20 protein-coding genes and 1 pseudogene are annotated in these 19,739 nt (G+C 25.4%); 19 read left to right on the top strand and 2 right to left on the bottom strand.

What is annotated here, in order from left to right; genetic code table 4:
• Positions 1–74 precede the first annotated feature (74 nt).
• The 6 genes and pseudogenes from ACOBME_RS11680 to ACOBME_RS02755 form a co-directional block, all read left to right on the top strand.
• Positions 75–857 (top strand): annotated as a pseudogene (locus tag ACOBME_RS11680) (IS30 family transposase); the annotation flags it as partial.
• A 265-nt stretch (positions 858–1,122) separates the two neighbouring features.
• Entirely contained in the window at positions 1,123–1,305 is a 183-nt protein-coding gene (locus ACOBME_RS02775; protein ID WP_338963709.1) for a hypothetical protein, read from the top strand.
• Positions 1,306–1,649: 344 nt separating this feature from the next.
• Positions 1,650–1,838 carry a GIY-YIG nuclease family protein gene (locus ACOBME_RS02770; RefSeq protein ID WP_419334176.1) on the top strand — a complete coding sequence of 63 codons (189 nt, stop codon included), beginning with the start codon at positions 1,650–1,652 and terminating at the stop codon, positions 1,836–1,838.
• Between the two features lie 143 nt (positions 1,839–1,981).
• Entirely contained in the window at positions 1,982–3,190 is a 1,209-nt protein-coding gene (locus ACOBME_RS02765) for a hypothetical protein (protein ID WP_338963705.1), read from the top strand.
• A 79-nt stretch (positions 3,191–3,269) separates the two neighbouring features.
• A complete protein-coding gene (locus ACOBME_RS02760) occupies positions 3,270–4,208 on the top strand; it encodes an RluA family pseudouridine synthase (RefSeq protein WP_338963703.1) in 939 nt (312 codons plus the stop codon).
• Positions 4,209–4,241: 33 nt separating this feature from the next.
• Positions 4,242–6,110 (top strand): polysaccharide biosynthesis protein, encoded by a 1,869-nt coding sequence (locus tag ACOBME_RS02755; protein ID WP_338963701.1) that lies wholly within the window; start codon positions 4,242–4,244, stop codon positions 6,108–6,110.
• A 60-nt stretch (positions 6,111–6,170) separates the two neighbouring features.
• Here ACOBME_RS02755 and ACOBME_RS02750 read toward each other — a convergent pair whose 3' ends face one another.
• On the bottom strand, positions 6,171–7,157 hold the full coding sequence (locus ACOBME_RS02750) for an NAD(P)/FAD-dependent oxidoreductase (protein ID WP_419334173.1): 987 nt from the start codon (positions 7,155–7,157) through the stop codon (positions 6,171–6,173).
• A 112-nt stretch (positions 7,158–7,269) separates the two neighbouring features.
• Between ACOBME_RS02750 and tsaE the strand changes: the two genes are divergently transcribed.
• From tsaE to ACOBME_RS02705, 9 genes are all read left to right on the top strand, one after another.
• Positions 7,270–7,731 (top strand): tRNA (adenosine(37)-N6)-threonylcarbamoyltransferase complex ATPase subunit type 1 TsaE, encoded by a 462-nt coding sequence (gene tsaE / locus ACOBME_RS02745; RefSeq protein WP_338963698.1) that lies wholly within the window; start codon positions 7,270–7,272, stop codon positions 7,729–7,731.
• A gap of 1 nt (position 7,732) precedes the next feature.
• Positions 7,733–8,305: a tRNA (adenosine(37)-N6)-threonylcarbamoyltransferase complex dimerization subunit type 1 TsaB gene (gene tsaB, locus ACOBME_RS02740; RefSeq protein ID WP_338963697.1), complete on the top strand. Its 573-nt coding sequence runs from the start codon at positions 7,733–7,735 to the stop codon at positions 8,303–8,305.
• Positions 8,305–8,757 (top strand): GNAT family N-acetyltransferase, encoded by a 453-nt coding sequence (locus ACOBME_RS02735; RefSeq protein WP_338963696.1) that lies wholly within the window; start codon positions 8,305–8,307, stop codon positions 8,755–8,757. Before tsaB ends, ACOBME_RS02735 begins: the two co-directional genes overlap by 1 nt.
• 46 nt (positions 8,758–8,803) lie before the next feature.
• Complete coding sequence (locus ACOBME_RS02730; RefSeq protein WP_338963247.1) at positions 8,804–9,766, top strand: IS1/IS1595 family N-terminal zinc-binding domain-containing protein; 963 nt, start codon at positions 8,804–8,806, stop codon at positions 9,764–9,766.
• A 176-nt stretch (positions 9,767–9,942) separates the two neighbouring features.
• A complete protein-coding gene (locus tag ACOBME_RS02725) occupies positions 9,943–10,659 on the top strand; it encodes a YebC/PmpR family DNA-binding transcriptional regulator (protein ID WP_419334169.1) in 717 nt (238 codons plus the stop codon).
• A gap of 360 nt (positions 10,660–11,019) precedes the next feature.
• The gene (locus ACOBME_RS02720) at positions 11,020–11,715 is read left to right on the top strand and encodes a GmrSD restriction endonuclease domain-containing protein (RefSeq protein ID WP_419335359.1); all 696 of its coding nucleotides are present in this window, start codon (positions 11,020–11,022) and stop codon (positions 11,713–11,715) included.
• 339 nt (positions 11,716–12,054) lie between these two features.
• Positions 12,055–12,240, top strand: coding sequence for a hypothetical protein (locus tag ACOBME_RS02715; RefSeq protein WP_146182483.1), 186 nt, complete (start codon positions 12,055–12,057; stop codon positions 12,238–12,240).
• A 589-nt stretch (positions 12,241–12,829) separates the two neighbouring features.
• Positions 12,830–13,846: a DNA cytosine methyltransferase gene (locus tag ACOBME_RS02710; protein WP_338963694.1), complete on the top strand. Its 1,017-nt coding sequence runs from the start codon at positions 12,830–12,832 to the stop codon at positions 13,844–13,846.
• Positions 13,847–13,916: 70 nt separating this feature from the next.
• Complete coding sequence (locus tag ACOBME_RS02705) at positions 13,917–14,483, top strand: hypothetical protein (RefSeq protein ID WP_419334166.1); 567 nt, start codon at positions 13,917–13,919, stop codon at positions 14,481–14,483.
• A 170-nt stretch (positions 14,484–14,653) separates the two neighbouring features.
• On the opposite strand, the gene ACOBME_RS02700 is transcribed toward ACOBME_RS02705, so the two are convergent.
• Complete coding sequence (locus ACOBME_RS02700) at positions 14,654–15,979, bottom strand: Mbov_0401 family ICE element transposase-like protein (RefSeq protein ID WP_338966251.1); 1,326 nt, start codon at positions 15,977–15,979, stop codon at positions 14,654–14,656.
• A gap of 282 nt (positions 15,980–16,261) precedes the next feature.
• Between ACOBME_RS02700 and ACOBME_RS02695 the strand changes: the two genes are divergently transcribed.
• From ACOBME_RS02695 to ACOBME_RS02680, 4 genes are read left to right on the top strand one after another with little or no spacing between them, the layout of a single operon-like run.
• A complete protein-coding gene (locus ACOBME_RS02695) occupies positions 16,262–16,600 on the top strand; it encodes a hypothetical protein (RefSeq protein ID WP_338966254.1) in 339 nt (112 codons plus the stop codon).
• Positions 16,593–18,074, top strand: a complete 1,482-nt coding sequence (locus ACOBME_RS02690) for a PBSX family phage terminase large subunit (protein ID WP_419334162.1) — start codon at positions 16,593–16,595, stop codon at positions 18,072–18,074. The genes ACOBME_RS02695 and ACOBME_RS02690 overlap by 8 nt, the downstream gene beginning before the upstream one ends.
• On the top strand, positions 18,074–18,352 hold the full coding sequence (locus ACOBME_RS02685) for a hypothetical protein (protein ID WP_419334159.1): 279 nt from the start codon (positions 18,074–18,076) through the stop codon (positions 18,350–18,352). The genes ACOBME_RS02690 and ACOBME_RS02685 overlap by 1 nt, the downstream gene beginning before the upstream one ends.
• A complete protein-coding gene (locus tag ACOBME_RS02680; protein WP_419334156.1) occupies positions 18,345–19,736 on the top strand; it encodes a hypothetical protein in 1,392 nt (463 codons plus the stop codon). The genes ACOBME_RS02685 and ACOBME_RS02680 overlap by 8 nt, the downstream gene beginning before the upstream one ends.
• Positions 19,737–19,739 lie beyond the last annotated feature (3 nt).

Raw genomic sequence — 19,739 nt, 5'->3', positions numbered from 1 at the left:
CCTCTATATATTAAAAATATACCTAATTTTAGGTATATTTTATAAATATCAAGAGTTTTCGACAAAATTAAAGTAAAAATAAAAGAAAAAAATCTATAAAATATACTAAAATTAGAAAAAAAGTTATAAATCACATAAGAAAAATTTTAAGTAAAAGACGATATTCACCGATGTTAATTATCTTTGAATATGAAAAAAAATATGATGAAAAGTTTCCATTTTCACATGTAACACTTTACAAATATATTGAACATGGAGTTTTTGATGAAGAAGATAATGAAATTAAGAAAAAATTACCATTTAAAGGTAAAAAATTTAAAACAAAAAAGAGAAAAGATGATCGTGGTCAATTGACTAATATTAGATTTATTGAAGAAGCAGAACATGAAAAAGGAACTTTTGGTTGATTTCAAATGGATTGTATTGTTGGAAAAGATCATCAATCTGCTTGTTTGACTTTTACAGAATAAAAAAGTTTATATACGATTTGTTTTAAATTAGACCACCATAATTCAGAAGAGGTTAATAAAGCAATTAAAAGTATTTTTAAAAATAAACTTTATAAAGAAAATATAAAAGGAATTATAACTGATAGAGGAAAAGAATTTTCAAACTGAAAAGGAATTGAAAAAATTACTGGAACTAATGTTTATTTTTGTGACCCTGGTAAACCAAAACAAAAACCTAAAATTGAAAGAATGAATAGAGATATTAGAGAATATCTTCTTAAGGGAACAGATTTCAACAATATTACTCAAAAAGAAATTAATAAAGTTATGAAAATTATTAATGAAAAACCACGACCGAGTTTAGGCTGATTATCCTCCAAAGAGGCATTTTTACAAAATATTAAGTAATTAAATTATTAATTTTAGATTTTTAGCAAAAATCATTTTTTGTGATGCTGAAATAACTACATAATTTAAAAAAATATTTTTTTTGAAAAAATAGTTGCAATTTTTAATAAAAAATATATTATTGACTTAATAAGGGCAAATTGTCCTATTTGCATCTTTACTTTACATAATTAAAAATAATAAAGAAGGAATTGAAAATCAAACATTATGAAATAATGTTGGTTGTCATATTGAAGGTGACATTTCTCATTATTGAAAAGGTACTATGATTAAAAAAGCCATTTATAGTGAAAAAACTATTAGAAATAAATTAAATGCTGGTATGATGGGGTTAAAAAATAAAATTGATTTATTTAATAGTAATAAATCATTAGAAGAAAATAAATTTAATTATTCAGTTAATAATTTTGTAAATTATTATTTACAAAAAAATTTATATTTTTATTAGTTTTATCTAAGAAATTAAATAATTTTAATAAAAATGTATTTTTGTCGTGGAAAAATTTAAAAAAATAGAAAAATGTATTGACAATAAAATTAAAAGTAATACAATGTAAATAAGTAAGTGGTATATTATTCCACAATTTCTAAGATATTAATTTAAGACCCCAAAATAATTTATACGACCTATTTTTTACTTTGCCAAAATTATTAATCTTTTTAAATAAAATTTATGAAAGGAAAAAAAGAAGATAAATTATCTAATTTATCAAACAAACAAAAATTAGACATAATTAAATACATAAAATTTAATAGAACTTGGACATTACAACAATTTGATGAATTTAAAAAATGGATGATAAGTTGTTTCAGTGTTTTGGGATTTATGCAATTTTTACTCTAAATCAATTTAGAGTTTATGTTGGCCAAACTAAAGATTCGTTTTATGATCGAATAAAAGAGCATTATAAATCATTATGAGAACTTATTCATCAATTAAATGGTAAAAAATTTAGACAACATCTTTTTACAACCTTATAAAATAAATATTTGTATTTATTTATTTTTTTGTTATAATCATTTTAGTATAAAAATTAATATTTATATATCAATATAATATCAAACACAACTTTATAGTAATTCATAGTTTTATTTTTAAAATAACAGAAAACAAGGTGATGTTAATGACAAAAAATAAAAAACCAACTGGTTTAGTTGGCGGGCAGTATTTAGTTTCAATGATTTTTTGAATTATTTTTACTGCAATTATTATTACATTTTTAGTTTTATTTATTAATGAACGTGATCGAATTAATAGTGAAAATAATGTTTCACAACTTTTAGCGCAAATTGCGGCGGGACAAAAAGACCCAGCACAAGTCCAAGACATTTATAAAAATTTAATGAATATTACATATCCATTAATTGATTTTTCATTATTATCGTTTAATTTTTTTGGGACAAATAATAGTGTAACGGATTGAAGTGTAGCTTGAAATCAACGAGCAACAAATATTAATATGGCATATTCATATTTATTTATTACAGCACTAATTGCTTTAATTGCGTTATGTTATTATATTGTTATTATTATTAAATTGGCACAACGTCGTAGTTTTGAATGACGTTATGGGTTATCAACAAATTTTCCAAATGATTATGTTATTTTTAACCCTCGTATGTATTTAAACTTTTTAACAAATTTAACAATTATTTTCAGTTTTTTTAACTTTTTAACAACTTTAATTAGTTTAGCATATGGAGTTTTATTGGTTTTAGTATCATATTTCTTCTGATATGTTTTAAATAAAAAAACCGAAGTTTTAGTTCCGCACAAATGATGAAAAGCAACGAACTTCTCATTCTTTGTAACAGTGTTATTAATTCAAAATGGTTATACTTTAATTAAAGCCATCTTTGCCACAAAATTTGGGGTTGATTTAGATATAATCTTATTAATTATTATTCCAATTGGGACGATTACTGTTATTATTGCAGTCTTTATCAAAAACATGTTATCAACAAAAGTGACTGCTGTTCGAAATGCGATTAAAACAATTGGAGCAAAAGTGAGTGCCTTTCGAATTTTTTATTATACGGAAAAAGAAAAAGCCTTGGAGGATTATGCTTTTGTAACGCAATTACCAACTTTAGTGAAAGGACCACTATCAACAAATAGTATTGATACAAAAACAGCTTATCAATTAATGACAATAATTGATGAAACAGCCGCTTTTTTTGAACAACATTTTGCAACGAAAGAAAAAGAAAAAAATTATATGTTATATCATTTGTTTAATGAAATTACTGATGTTGCTGAAATTGAAGAGATTAAAGATAATGTTTTAAAAGTTGAAGCAAAAAAACAAAAAGGTGCTAAACATTCTAAGTAAAACTTAGGATGTTTTTTTCTTGTCATATCATTGAACTTTCATTATATAATATTGTTAGAAAACAATATTGGGTGAAAGTATGGAACAAAAAACAATTATTACATTAACAGTTAAGAATAATGATGTAAATCAAACGATTTTTAATTTTATGAAAAAAATGTTTCAAACAACATCATTATCAGTCCTTTATAAATTATTTCGGAATAAAAAGATTAAAGTAAATAATAAAGTTATGAAAGAACGAAATTATAAGTTACAATTAGGTGATCAAATTTTAATTTTTGATAAGAATTTAGTCATTACAGAACGAAAACAACAAATAGCAGAAACTGATTCTGCGTCAGAAAAGGTAGCAGTTGTTTATGAAGATCAAAGCATTTTAGTTGTTGATAAACCACATGGCGTAGAAATGCATTCAACGTTTCATAGTTCCTTAGATGGAATGGTCCAAAGTTATTTAATGCAAAAAGGAGCGTATCACCCGCAAACTGAGCAATCATTTGTTATTTCTCATGTTCATCGGCTAGATAAGTTAACACGAGGGTTAGTGCTATATGCTAAAAATAAAATTAGTTTAGATTTATTATTAAAGAAAATTAATCAAAAAGAATATATTGAAAAAAAATATCTAACACAATGTGAAGGAATCATAACAGAAGATGAATTTACTGTTACTGGTTATCTTGTCAAAGATGAATCAGAGCAGAAGATGATTTTTAGTTTAACAGAGCAACCGAATAGTAAAAAGGCAATTACCTATTTTAAAGTTCTTACAAGAACACTAAATACAACTTGATTAGAAGTAACATTAGGAACGGGACGGAAACATCAAATTCGAGCATCATTAAGTTATTTACAGCATCCAATTATAAATGATGTTAAATATGGTGCTAAAAGAATAACCAAAAAATATATGATTGGTTTATATGCAACAACTTTGGTGTTCCATCAGTTACCTGGACCTTTAGAATATTTAAATGAAAAGGTTATTAAAATTTTAGAAAATATTATAGAATAATAATATGAGTAAGAATGGAAAGAGGTGAAGTAATTGTCAACAAGAAGAGGAATCATTAGTATTTTGATTGGCGCTTTTACTTCTTTAATTGGAACTGCTTTTCAATTTACTTTAATGTACTTATTAATTCGGAGTTATGGTTCACAGTTAAATGGGTTTGTGAAGAATAGTATTGCCATTGTTTCATTCTTAGGAACCGTTGAAGGTGGGTTAGGAGCCATTACCGTTATTTTTTTAATGAAACCATTATTACAAAAAGATTGAATTAAAGCTAATGAAATGGTCAATACAGCAAAACACCAGTATAAGATTTCGGGAATTGTTGGGGTCATTTTATTAGCGGTCATTGCAATTGGGTATAGTACTTATATTTATTTATTTGAAGGTAATTTTAGCATTTTATGAAATGATCATACAATTAGTTATCCGTTATGAAAAATGATGTTAATTATTGTAATTATTGGATCAAAAAACTTAATTGCCTTATTTTGATCTGCTTGTTATGAAAATTTAATGCAAGCAGATCAAAATAATCATATGCGGCGTTTAATTTTGATGATTTGTGATTTAATTTCTTATTCAGTTATTTTTTACTTGATCTCACGAACAGTTGACCCGCTTTTTGTTTTTATAATTTTCTTAGCATATTCCATTATGAAAGGAAGTTTAATTTATATCTTTGTTAAGTTTCATTATCCTTGAATTCGAATTGTTCGCCAAAAAGATAATATGCAATTAGTAAAATCAAGTAATATTGTTGTATTAAAAAATATTGGTGAGACCTTATTAATTAATGGGGATGTTATTATTACCGCTTTACTATTAGGATTACGGGTGTCATCAACCTTATCGCTATATATGACAATTACCGTTGGGGTACGAAGTATTATGATGATTTTAATTAATTCATTTCGTGAGTTTTTTGCTGCTTGAACGGCAAAAAATGGCCGGATTGATTGAAATAGCTATCTTAAGTTTGAAACGTATGCCTTTATGATTGGCGGGTTTTTATTTGTAAACCAATTTATTTTATCACCATATTTTGTGACAACATTATATGCTCCCCAAATTATTGAACAAATTAATAATAGTGCAACAGGTGTAAATGCTTGAACCGCACAAGAAATAGCTATTTTTAAAAGTATTTTTTATCAGCCAACATTTTCATTATTAGTGGCATTAAGTTCGGTTTTTATTGTTTTAGCTGAACCAGCCAATGTTTTAGTGTACGCCAAAGCAAATTATAAACAAACGGCAATTCCAACCTTTGTGATTGGAATTATTAATATTGTGTTGTGTTTTTTTACGGCCTTAATTTTCCGTTTTTTAGTAAATGATCTTTCCGCGGCATTATATGGGATTTTAATTATTACGTGTTTTGTTAGTCTTCTTCGCTTTTTATATTTATGGTTTTATAACTGATTATTTTTAACATACAATAGTAATTTTAAAGGTGTTTTTCGTAATTGAATGATTTTATTGGTGCCAATTGTGGTTGCTATTTTAGTTAACTATTTATTCTTAACAAAAACATATAATCCAATGGAAATTTATAATGATCAGTTACAACCAATATGGGGCTGACAAAAACTATTAAATATGTTCTTTGGATTAATCTTTGCTTCCTTGTTTGTTATTATTGGGAACTCAATCTTATGAGCACCGCGCTCAGTTCGTGGAATTTTCTTACGTTTACCAATTGTGCATAAAATTTGAACAAAACGCCAAGATAAAATGCGTCAAATTCGTCAGAAAAAATATGAAGATGATTTTATTACCTTAACCGAACCAGAAATGCCATATCAAAAATTATGAGAACGTGAAGAAGCCTTACACCAAAATACAAAGAAAATGAGTGAGGATGAACCACCAAAAGAAATTTATAAATTAAAAGGAACGTAAAGAATTTAATAAAACAAAAAATGTATATAAAATATACATTTTTTAAATAAAGTATAATTATTATTTTTTAATATTACTTAAATAACCAGGATGATATTTATTACCATGAATGATTTTTGTAATGTTAAATAACGAATTAATTGCTTCGCCAAAACCAGTGACCATATTATAGTATTTTCCTTCATAATAAGCGCTATTTCCTGCGGCAAAAATATGGCTGTGACTAGTTTGCCCACTTGGTTGAATGATAATTTTCCGCATTGGGGTTGTTTCTAATGAAAACTGCTGTAACATTGTTGGTGCTACTTTGGCTCCATATTGAACAATAAAATAATCAGCTGGTACTTCTAACGTTTCTTTGTTGCTTTCATGTTCAAGGGTTAACATTGTAATCTCATTATTCTGGATTTGTGCTGCTTTAACATGATAAGGTTTGAGTTCGGTAATCTTATTTTGCTGTAATTTTTGAACATTGCTTTCTTTAGCACGATATAAGTCACGACGATGAATGATGGTAACATTGTTGGTAATCTTATCTTCAACTAAATGATTTGCTCAGTCAACAGCACTATCACCACCACCAAGGACAATAACCTTTTTATTAGTTAAAGTAGGTAGATCTTTCACAGCATATCACAAGTTGTCGTATTCTTTTGTTGCATCAAGATGTTCTAACCGAATAGGGGTAAAAACACCATTGCCACTAGTAATTAGAATTGTTTTAACATTAAGAACTTTGTTATTTGTTAAAGTAATAGTAAATCCATTATTTTCTTCAACAACCGTTAGAATGTTTGTTTTTCCAAAATATGTTATTTGTTTATTATTTTTTTCACCTTGGACAATTAGATTTTCAATAAAAGTTTTTGTTTTAATTTCCGGGAAACCAGGCATATCATATAAAAGTTTTTCAGGATATAACTCTCAGGGTTGACCCCCCGGGGTATCATTTCCTTCAATGATATAACCAGTTAATCCCAACATTACAGCACAGCTTCAAGCATATAACCCAACGGGACCAGCACCAATAATTAAAATATCTTTCATTAGTTTATAACGACCTTTCTCTTTTTCTGCACTTTAATTATTACATATTTTTTGGAAAGTATAGCACAATAATTAATTCCTAGATATAATTATTTATAGAAAGTGGGATATTATGAAAATAATGATTAGCGATGAAAATGCAACAAAACAATTAGCTACTAAAATAGCACCATTTTTACAACCCAATTGATGCTTATTATTAGAAGGACAATTAGCAGCGGGTAAAACAACTTTTACAAAGTATTTATTAGCAGCGTTAGGAGTGACAGAACCAGTTACTTCACCATCTTTTATTATTATGAATCAATATACCACCCCAGATCAAACGCTTATTAACCATATGGATTGTTATCGGTTATTAGGGTTAGATCATTCTGAAGAATGAGGAATGTATTTTGATTATTTCCCAAATAGTATTAATATTATTGAATGACCAAGTTTAATTAGTAATGATTTAACTGACCAGTATGAAATAATTAAAATTACTATTAATATTGAAAAAGACCAGGAACGAGTTTTCACCATTAAAACCAATAATGTCGCGTTACGCATTGCATTAGAAAGCGGGGGATAATATGTTAAACCTATTTATTGATACTAGTACTGATTTTTTAATTTTAATATTAGAACAAGATGAGCAAGTTCTTGGCCATGTTCATCAAAATAATGCGCGGCGTCACACTGAAGAAACGTTACCAGCGATTAATAAGTTATTAGCAACATATCACTTTCAGTTAAAAGATGTTAATCATTTTTATTTAACAACAGGACCAGGGAGTTATACTGGGCTTCGAATTCCAATGACAATTGTTAAAACCATTAAAATAATTAATCCCGATGTTAAAGTATCGGTTATTAATACTTTATTATATCAAGCAGGATTTGACAGTGTTGTTTCAATGTTAGATGCGCGCGGTGGACAACGCTACTTTGCTGTAATTAGTAATGGGCAAGAAATTATTCCTAGTCAAGTTGTTGATTATGAAACTTGTCTCGAAATTAGTAAACAATTTCCAGGTTATCAATTTCGTAGTGATTTACAAGAAATTGACCCCGTCCAAAATTATCAACTTTTAAAGAACCATTTTCACTTGGTAGATGATATTTTCGCTTTAGAACCACGTTATATTAAGAAAGCTTTCGGATAATGTTCGAAATTAAAGCAGTTAATAATACTGATGGGTTATTATTGTTTTTGTTAGAGCAAGAAAATTACCCGCAGCATTATTATAAATATCGTAATTTAATTCAAATTATTAATAATCCGAATTATCTTGTTTATAAATTGGTTATTAATAATAATTTAGTGGGCTCTTTTATTTTAATGCATAGTGGTGATGATTTAGAAATTATTAAACTTACCGTTAAAAAAACACACCACCAACAAGGATGGGGTACTAAAATGTTAACTTATATATTAGCACATTTTCCTTTTCATAGTATTTTTTTAGAAGTAAATGAACATAATTTAGCCGCCCAAAAGTTATATCTTAAGCATGGATTTGACATTGTGCGAACAATTCCCCAATATTATGGTAATGAAAATGGTTATTTAATGCATTATGACTTTAATTTTGTCGAAAACTCTTGATATTTATAAAATATACCTAAAATTAGGTATATTTTTAATATATAGAGGTAAATAAATGATGAAAAAAATAATTACAGAATTAATAAATAGCTTAACAGATGATCAATTTTTAGAATTTTATGAAAAAATAAAACAACAAGCAGACTTAATTAAAAAACAAAAACGTTTAAATGAAATTGATCAAAAATTTAGAGATAAAGGCATTATATGTCCTAATTGCAAATCTTTTCATTGTGTTAAAAATGGTCATAATTCCGAAGGAAAACAAAAATATTTATGTAAAAAATGTCGTGCTAGTTTTGATGCATTTCGTCATCATTTTACTTATTGAAGTCATTTAAATTATGAACAGTGAAATTTATTAATTCAAATTTCATTGTTAGGACAATCTAGTAAAATAATTTCTCGTTTTATTAAAACAACCCCAAAAACCGCTTGATATAATCGACAAAAATTAATGCAATCAAAACAATTAGAAAATACACAGTTAAAATTTAAAAAATTAAATGGTCAAATCCAAATGGATGAAACATTTATTAAAGAAATTCATAAAGGCAATTTTAAAGATAAATTTGATAAACGAAAAACTCATCTCGATCCATTTTCAACTGATACCAAATGCTGTATTCAAATGGCAGTTGATAGCAATAATAATATTTTTGTTCAATCCACCAATACCAAAAGATTACAAAAACAATGGATTATTGAAAATATGAATAAGCAACTAATTAAAGAAAAATCAATAATTATTTCTGATATGCAACCACTATATTTATTAGTAGCAAAACAAACAAATTCTACTCTATATTCCACCAAAACTAGTACAAACCCTGATACTAGTTATCAAAAGTTAAATAAGATTAGTAAATTACAATCCAGTCTTAAAGAAGCCTTAATTCATTATCATGGTTTGGGTTTCACTAATATTCAAAATTATTTAAAGCTCTGAAAATGAAAATACCAACATAAAGGTTTAACACCAAACCAACAATCAACGGTATTATATTTTAACGTTTAAAAAATTTAAAGCAAAATCATAATCTTACACAAAATTAGTTTTCAAATTGTCATATTGATGATTTTTTTTATTTCATCAAGAGTTTTCGACAAAATTAAAGCATTATGATAAATAACTTTTAAAGATTTTATTGTATAATATATACGGAAAAAATCAGGATTTAAGGAGAGCAAATTATGGGAAGAGCGTTTGAAGTTCGAAAACAATCAATGGCAGCAACTGCTGCGAAAAAAGCGGTGTTATATAACCGGGTGGCACGTGAAATTTATTTAGCAGCGCGGGAAGGCGGAGCTGATCCGAATGCTAATTTAGCATTACGTAATGCAATCGATAAAGCAAAATCAAAACAAGTTCCCCGTGATGTTATTGACCGTGCAATTAAAAAAGCAAGTGGTAATGATAATGAAAACTACCAAGCAATTCGTTATGAGGGTTACGGACCAGGAGGCAGTGCAATTATTATTGATACGTTAACAAATAATGTTAATCGTGCTGTAGCAGAAGTTCGTAATTTTTTTACAAAAACTGGTGGTAAATTAGGGGTTAATGGTGCAGTAACGCATTTATTTGATAATTTAGCAGTTTTTGCTTTTGAAGGAAAAACAGTTGAAGAAATTTTTGAATTATTACTGCTAGCAAATTGTGATGTTAATGATGTTGTGGCTGAAGATGGCCAAGTTGTTGTGTGTGCTCCCTCTACAGCATTTAATAGTGTTAAAAAAACTTTAGATGAAAATGGAATTGAAGCATTTCAAATGGCGGAAATTACAATGTTACCCCATGAACGAATTACATTACAAGGTGAGGACGCAGAGCGCTTTGAAAAAATGTTAAATATGTTAGACGAAGTTGATGATGTTCAAGAAGTTTATCACAATGTTGTTGTTGGTTAAGAAAGGATTAACCAAAAAGAAAAGGAAATTTACTTATAGATTCCTAAATAAAATTATGATAAAAATTCAAATTATTAGTTTATTTGAAAAAGTTAGATTTTATTTATGTTTTTTTATATATATCTAATATAATAAAATTATTAACAAAGTTGATCAAAGTATGAATGAAAGAGGTGCAAAATGCAAACTACTAGTAAACAATATAAAGTTATAGATTTTTTAAATTGATCACAAAGCAACCAATTAATTACTAATCCACATTATCAAAGAAATTTAGTATGACCTGATAAAGCAAAATCATATTTAATAGATTCTTTACTTAAAGGATACCCTATTCCACATATTTTTTTAGCTTAAGAAATAGATGCTTCTACCATAAAAACTAATAGAGAAGTATTAGATGGTCAACAACGAATATCTACAATTTTGCAGTATGTTAATAATTCTTTTAAAATTTTAAAAGTTCATAATGAAGAAGTGGCTAATTTATTTTTTAAAGATTTACCAGATGAACAAAAAGAACTTATATTATCATACGAAATTCCTTGTCAGGTTTTTTCTACTAAAGATAAAAATATAATATATGATATTTTTGCTCGTTTAAATACATTTAATTATGCATTAAATAGTCAAGAGTTACGAAATGCAAATTATTTTGGTACATTTAAAACTATAGTTGAAAAAATAAGATTAGCAATTTTTGATGAAATAGAAGAACTTGGATTATATAAAGATATGGAAATAAGACGTATGAAGTTGCAAGAAGATTTAGCAAGAATTTTAATTTTTTATTTAGAAAGTTATGTTAATGATTCTGATAAGAGTATCAATAATTTTTATGAAAAATATGATAATGATGATACATTTTCAAATGCTTTAGATGCATTAAATTCTGTTATATATATTTATAGGGAAGCAATAGATATTTTTAAAAAAATAATTAACTTAAATGGTAGTTTATTAAGTTTTGATCGTAAATATTTTTTTACAATTTTTATGTTGTTAATAGAAATAAAAAAATGGATAATGAGCAAATTGCAAAACTCGCGTCACTAGATAGAAATATTTTTTTAACTAAAACTAAAAATAGACAATATTTAGAAGAAAAAAAGCACTTACTGATAATCTTAAGTTAATGTGTGAAAAATGTATTGAATTGCATACACAAGGAACAACAGATCCAAATAGAAAAAAGGAAAGAATCAAATTAATAAAAAATTTTATTAATTAAATTTAAAAATAAATAAAGAATTAATTGATTTACAAAAATGAATTATTGTTGAATTTACTGCTCTTGAAAATTGTATTTCAGATGTCCCGGATCAAAATGATATTATGCAGTTTACCTATTTTTATATAAAATTATTAAATATAATGTATGAATCATTTAGAAAAATGGCAGTTGTAATATTGTTAAATGATAAAATTATTTTACCATCAGGGATTATAGTTATAAATCCTTTTAATATTTTATTAATTGGCAAAGAAGGGGGTCTCAATATGTTACTAAAACAGTTAGAAACAGGAGGTAAAAGTGAACCATTAAGAAAAATTAAAATTTTTTTGAATCATTATATATAAATACTGAAAATAAAAATTTATTTTCAAATTATAATGATGGTGAAATAAATGAAATTCAAAATATAAGAAACATTCTTGCGCATCCATTAGTATTAAATTTTAACAATATAACATTTCCTTATAATTGACGTCCAAAAAATATGAATGATTTTATTTTATTATTAAGAAAAAATAATAATAAATATAAAATGTCATATTATAAATATCATTTAAAAGTAATTAGAATTGCAATTGATTCACTTATTAATGGCAAAATTAAATAGATTTTTAAAAAAATATGTCCACTTAACATATTTTTTAAAAAATGTATTATAATTAATTATGGTGATATTATATTAGTCAATAATTTTTAACAATTAAAGAAATAGCTGAATTAGAACAAAAGAGCTTAAAAACTATTCGTAGAGCAATCGCGAGTAATGAACTACTTGCAGAGAAAAAAGGTGGTAATTTTTATTCTGTAAATAAAGAGGAATATTATAGGTGAAAAACAGCGGACCATAAAATTAATAAAATACCAGATAGAATTAAATATTTCAATAAAAATATTGAATATCAAGACACTAAATTTATAAATATTTTACCTGAAATGAAAATAATTGATGGTTGAAATAATAAAAATAATAAAAAGGGATTAAAATTTTTAGATTTATTTTCAGGAGCTGGTGGTTTATCTTGTGGAATGGTAATGGCTGGTTTTACACCTGTTTATAGTGTAGAAATTTTGCAATGTGCTGTTAACACATATAAAAAAAACTTTATAAATTCTGGAAGATTTCCAAATGAAAATATTGAAACAAGAGATATTAAAGATGCCAAAATAAAACAAAATGTAATTAAAAAATGTAAAGAAGAGCAAGTAGATGTCATAGTTGGGGGGTTTCCATGTCAAGGTTTTAGTATGGCAGGAAATAGAGTTGTGGCTGATCCTAGAAATTCTTTATATTTAGATATGTTGGAAATAGTTAAACAAATAAATCCTAAATTTGTTGTTATGGAAAATGTAGAAGGATTACGAAGTATGCTAAATGGTAAGATTGAAAAAATGATAATTTCGGATTATCAAGATATAGGATACAATATTTCTGTTCATACGTTGAATGCAGCTGATTATGGTGTTGCTCAGCAAAGAAAAAGAGTTATTTTTATAGCAAATAATATAGGTTTAGTAAATTATCATCCAGAACCTATTTTTAATGAAAATAATTATAAAACTTTGGGTCAAGAACTAGAACGTTTTTTATATATAGACGAAAATAAAGATATTAATCATATATTTACAAATCATACAGAAGAAATGAAGAAAAGATTATCAAAAGTTCCTGAGGGTAAATCTTTATATAAGAATTATTCAGATGCATGAAAAAAGTCGCCATGAAATAAGCCTTCATGTACTATTAAAGAAAATCATGGTGGTGTAAATATACATCCAAAATTACCACGAGTTTTAACTCCAAGAGAATTAGCAGCATTACAAAGTTTCCCAGATGATTTTATTTTTGAGGGCACAAAAAAATGACAATTATTACAAATTGGAAATGCAGTTCCACCATTATTATCAAAAGCAATTGCTCTTGCAGTATATAAAACTTTAAAAAATAAATAGCATAATATTGTGCTATTTTTTATTTTTTTGTTAACATTATAGTGTATACAGATATTTGGAGTAATCAATAGTGAAAAAAGAAATTAGTATGCGTATAGAAAATAATTTAATAATTTGGTCACCATCTGAGGCATCACCGGATATTAATAGACAAGTTCCTAAAAAAGGAGTAAATTTATCAAGTTTAAAGGCAGTTACTGTTCCCGCGGTTTTATATTCAGAATTTAAAATTAATCCAAATGATTTAAGTTATATTGATTTAGGAGAATTTTGAATTAATATAAATAAATTAAAAGACCATTTATTAGGGGTTAAGAGTAATATTCCATCACTTATTTTTGCTGGAAAAGTTGATAATAAAGTATATGATTCAGTATTATTTAATAAATATAAAGGCAAAGAGAAAGTATATGGTAATTTAACAATAGGACTAAGAGCAAATTATCGAACTGAACGGGTAATTAATTTTGGTAAAAAAACTGCAAAACGAAAAGAAAATGATGCTACTAAAGAAGAACTTGAATTTCAGCGTTTTGTATTTTTAGGTTTTTTTGGTGGTGGAAAATCAATTGAGAATCAAAAAATGAATAAAAATTTAAACTTTGTTGAATTAATCATTGATAAAATGGTCGTATAAATTATTTAAGGGTCTTAAATTAATATCTTAGAAATTGTGGAATAATATACCACTTACTTATTTAGATTGTATTACTTTTAATTTTATTGTCAACACTTTTTTCTATTTTTTTAAATTTTTCCACGACAAAAATACATGTTTATTAAAGTTATTTAATTTATTAGATAAAATTAATAAAAATATAAATTTCTTTGTAAATTATTAACTGAATAATTAATTCTATTTTCTTCTAGCAGTTGTTCATTATTTTTAAATAAATCAATTCTATTTTTTAATCCCATCATACTAGCATTTAATTTATTTTTAATAGTTTTTTCACTATAAATTGCTTTTTTAATCATAGTTCCTTTTCAATAATGAGAAATATCACCTTCCATATGACAACCAACATTATTTCATAATGTTTGATTTCTAACGCCTTCTTCATTATTTTTAATTAATGTAATAGTTTTATTTAAAAAATCTAATTTAGCATCGCTTATAAAAGATTTACTATCTTCTAAGCATTGTAATAATTCTTCATATTTAGCATTAAAAAAATAATCAACGGCTTTATGATATGTTTCTCTATTTTTCTTATTTTTATTTTGATAGGGATATAGTTTTTTAAATCTACTTGTAAGATGAAATTTATCTATTGTATAGTGAATTTTATTTTTAGGAAAATATTGATGCATAAAATTTTTAGTATTTTTAATTCAAGGTGCACCATCACCTAAAATCATAATTTCAATATTGGGTGTCATGTTGTAATGAGTTTCAATTAAAGTAAATAATTTTATAAGAACTGGTTTTAAATTTGCTTCTTTTTTAAGATAATCTGGAATATTATCCATTTCAAAAATACCTAATTTATTTGCAATTACAGGTCTTTTTACAGTATATTTTTCTTCATCAAAACCAGTATGTACAGTAGAAACTATTGTGTGTTTTTTTATCTTTTTTCGTCCTTGTTTTGTTGCATCTAACATTTTTAAATAAGTTCCATCAATTTGAATATATAAAGTATGTGGTACCTTAATTCTTTTATCAGTTTTATTAATATAATATTCTTTATCAATTTTTGCATTTTTCATAATATTAGATATTGTCATTAAACTAATTTTTACATGTTCCATAGTATCTAAAATATCTTTATATCTTTTTTTCTCAGTAATAAATGATAATATTTTTTCTTTAACAGAATTATCTATTCTTTGTCATTTTTCAATTCCTAAAAGTTTATCCAAAGGAAAAATATATTCTTCTTTACCTGTTTTTGGATTAATTTTATAATATTTTCTTCTTTTAAAAGTTATCTTACCATTTAAAATATTTAATGTTCTTGCTTTTATTTCTTTTACTTTATAATCTTTAAATTCTTTTAAAGTTTCATCAGTTTTATAATTTTTAAAAATTCATTCATCAGAATTTTCTAAATTTTGCTGAATAATTTCAATACTTTGTATATATAACAAATTAATAAAATTATTAAAAAAGTTTTTATCAATATTCATTATTTTTGTACCCTCTTTCTATAGTTTAGGACAATATCATAAAAATAATGAAAATGCAAAAAAAGATATTATTTTTTATTTATTGTGTTATAATTTAAGTGTTAATTATTAGCAAATTAATTTAACTGAAAAAAGTAAAGCAATTTACTTTTTTTTATTTTGATGTAAAATATAGATAATAAAAAAGAACTTGTGAGAGTTCTTTCATAGTTTTTATATACTCTTTTATTTAATCATATTCATTAAATAATAGCAATTTTAATATGCAAAAAGGAGTAAAAAATGGTAACTTTTAAGACTATTTCGCGTAAAACTAAGGAGTTTTTACGGCAAAAAGCGGACAAATTAAGCAATAAAAGAGCATATTTATATTATTTAAAACTACCATTTAATGATTGAAAAAATAAAGTTGATACAAAAACCGTTGATTTTATTAAGGATACGATAAATCAATTAGAAATAGAATTGGAATTAGCTTTATTAAATGACCAATATGGCGGGGGTAAGAAGATATATGTTGAGAAATATGTTAAAGATACAAATATAAATAATTCAAATATAGTTATTACTTTTGATAAAGAAGAATTACCAAAAATAAATGAGGTGATTAAAGATGCTTAAACATTTTTTACATTTAGATGAAATACCAAGATGATTTTATCAGCAAAATGTTCCTAATGCTCCTTGAAAAGAAATATATAATCCTGCTGATGAATATAATGAAATTGGATCACGGTTTAGTGCTAAAACATGGATGATTAAAGATAATCCGATTGGTAAATCATGTGCTATATCTTTATTAGTAAATAAACCAATATTTATTATTGCTGTTCAAAAAATGGGTAAAGATATTAGAAAAGGTGTTTTTGAAAATATACAAAATACTCTTAATGCTATGAATATTAATTATAAAGTTAATTTATCTGAGCATTCTTTTACTCTAGATAATGGTACTTATATTATTTGTAAAGGATTACATTCAACTACTAAAAGAGAAAAATTAAAAGCGTTTGCTGATTTAGAAAAATATGAATTTGCGATTGAATGAAGAGAAGAAGCAGACCAATTAACAAGAGAAGACATAAGTGAGTTAGATTATGCTGTTCGTGGTGCAAAAAGAAAGTTTATTATTAATTCATCAAATCCTGAAAGTTTAAAAAGATATATTATTGGATATTGTAATGAAATAATGCCATTTGATGAAGAATTAATGCGATTAAATTATGACCAAATAGGTAAATTTAAAATAAATTATTATGAAAAGAATGAGAAATTTACTAAAACAGTTATTATTCATTATTCTAGTTGAAGACTTAATAGTTATTTGGATAGTGATGTTAAAAGAAAGCAACTTATATTAGAAAAATTAGATCCTGAAAGAGCAAGAGTATGGAGTTGAGGATTACCTGGTAATACTAGTGGTTCAATCTTTGCAAGATATATTGATATTATGCAAGCAACAGATATTATTCAACCAACTAAATTATTAGGTGGTGTTGATTTAGCAAACTCTACTAGTCCTAAGGGACATACTACTGCTGCTAGTTTTTGATTGTATAATTCATTTAATAAAAAAGCATATAAAGTTGCTGAATATACACATTCAAATGCTACACAACAATTTAAAGGAACATTAGAACAAGTTAAAGATATTTTAGAGTTTTATAACAATCAATTAAATCAATATTTTAATTTAATACAACAAGGTATATCAATTAATGTTGATGACAGTGCTTATGCAACATTAGAAAGTTTAAATAGAGAAAAATATAATTATTCTTTTGGTCAATATATGCATTTTAAACCAGCACAAAAACAAAAATTTAAAGTAAGACATCGTGTAGAGGCATTTACAATGTTAATAAATACAAACCAATTAAAGTGATTATGAGAAAAATGTCCTATAAGTAAAAAGCAGTATGAATTAATCCAATGAGAAGATAAACCCGAGGCAATAGAAGATAAAGTGTTTGATTTATATGATGATACATTTGATAGTGATTTTTATGCTTTACATTTTGAATTAATACCAATGATTAAACATAATAGTTCAGCAGATTATAAATTATGACAACAAAGGGAGTGAATAACTTAATGAAAAAAGATATTTATGTAATACATGATGAGCGTGTAATAAATGCAAAAAGACCTTATATGTCTGTTTGTGGACAAGTTAAAAAAAGACTTTGTCAAGAATTAAAAAAAGATAATATCGCAATATGTAAATTGAATTTATATAACGAATATATTAAAAAATATCAAAAAGTTAAAGTATGTGTACAAGTTTTAGCAAATGAACCAAATTTATTAACAGTAAATATAATTAATTATGCACTTATCTTAAATTTAAAGGAGCAAAATAACCATGAATAATACTTTCCCTAGTTTACCAAACTTAAATGATATTAATAGTGTTTTAAAATTTTATAATTATGATTGAACTATTAATTTAGCAAATATTATTGCTCGCCATCAAATGCGATTAGTAAATGGTAAAGATATTTTATTTACATCACACCGTAAAGATATCTTAGAAAAACTAAATTGATGATATGAAACTTATAAAATTAAAGAAAAATTAGATAAAAATGAATTAACAGCAAGTTTAATGGGTAAAACTATCTTTGGTTTATTAGAAACATCAGATGGTAATATTGATTTATGAATTAATCCTTTTAACTTTACATCTCGTGTAAGTAAAATAAATGAAATTGAACAAGGTGCAGATATTTGATTAAATTATCATCAATCAGATAGTGGTTTTATTTTAAATTTAATTTGTACCAAAGATAAAATAGTTATTAAAGGTTGACCTAAAAATAATGAAGTAGTTGTTGGGCAAAGTAAAACACAAATTAAAGATGATGTTAGACCTGTTTTAGTACAAGAATTTAAAAATAAATTAGGTATAGTCCCTTTTTGAGAAATGATAAATGAACCTAATCCTTTATTTTTATCTACATCAACTACATTAAACCCTTGACCCACAATGGCAAATAGTTATAAATTGCAATTTGATTTAGAAGATAGTTTTAATATTAAATCAAAAGAAAGATGAGCAAATCGTACACATTGATATGGTGTATTAGATGATGATTTAATGACTGCTTATAACAAAGGTAATAAAAAAGAAATACAAGATGCTTTTGATGATATTTTTATTCAATCAGGTCAATCAGCAGTAGATGGTCAATTATCACAATCTTTACAAGTAGTACAAGGTACACCAACCTTAGAAACATATACCGAAGACCAAAAATCTATTATTGAACAAGTATATTTAGCATGTCATTTTTCTAGTCCATTTGGTGATAAATCAGATAATGACCAAAATAAAACACAATCATTATTAACAAAAACAAAAGACTTAGAAAAACAAGCATATTTACAAGCATATCGTAAGCAATATTATACTAAAATGTTTGATGTAGTTTTAAAATATTATGGTTTATGAGATGGTACTGGTGAACGCCCTTATGGTTTTGATTTTGTTAGTGCTAGTTTAGTAGACCAAATGCGACAAAATGAATTAATTACTGCTAGATTAGATAATGGCACAATGGAACCAATAAAAGCAATCACTCAATATGAAAATATTGATGAATTAGAAGCAACTAAATATTTAGAAAAAATAGAAGCATGACAAGATAAAATGCAATCCAAAGAAATTGAACATAATAATAAATTAATGGAATATGACGAAACTGGTAATAATCAAAATGCCTTACAAGGTAGAACAGAAATTAAGGAGAATTAAAAA

The organism is Spiroplasma endosymbiont of Sarcophaga variegata, assembly GCF_965178695.1.
Classification (GTDB): domain Bacteria; phylum Bacillota_I; class Bacilli_A; order Mycoplasmatales; family Mycoplasmataceae; genus Spiroplasma; species Spiroplasma poulsonii.
This window is presented reverse-complemented; position numbering and strand designations above follow the sequence as displayed.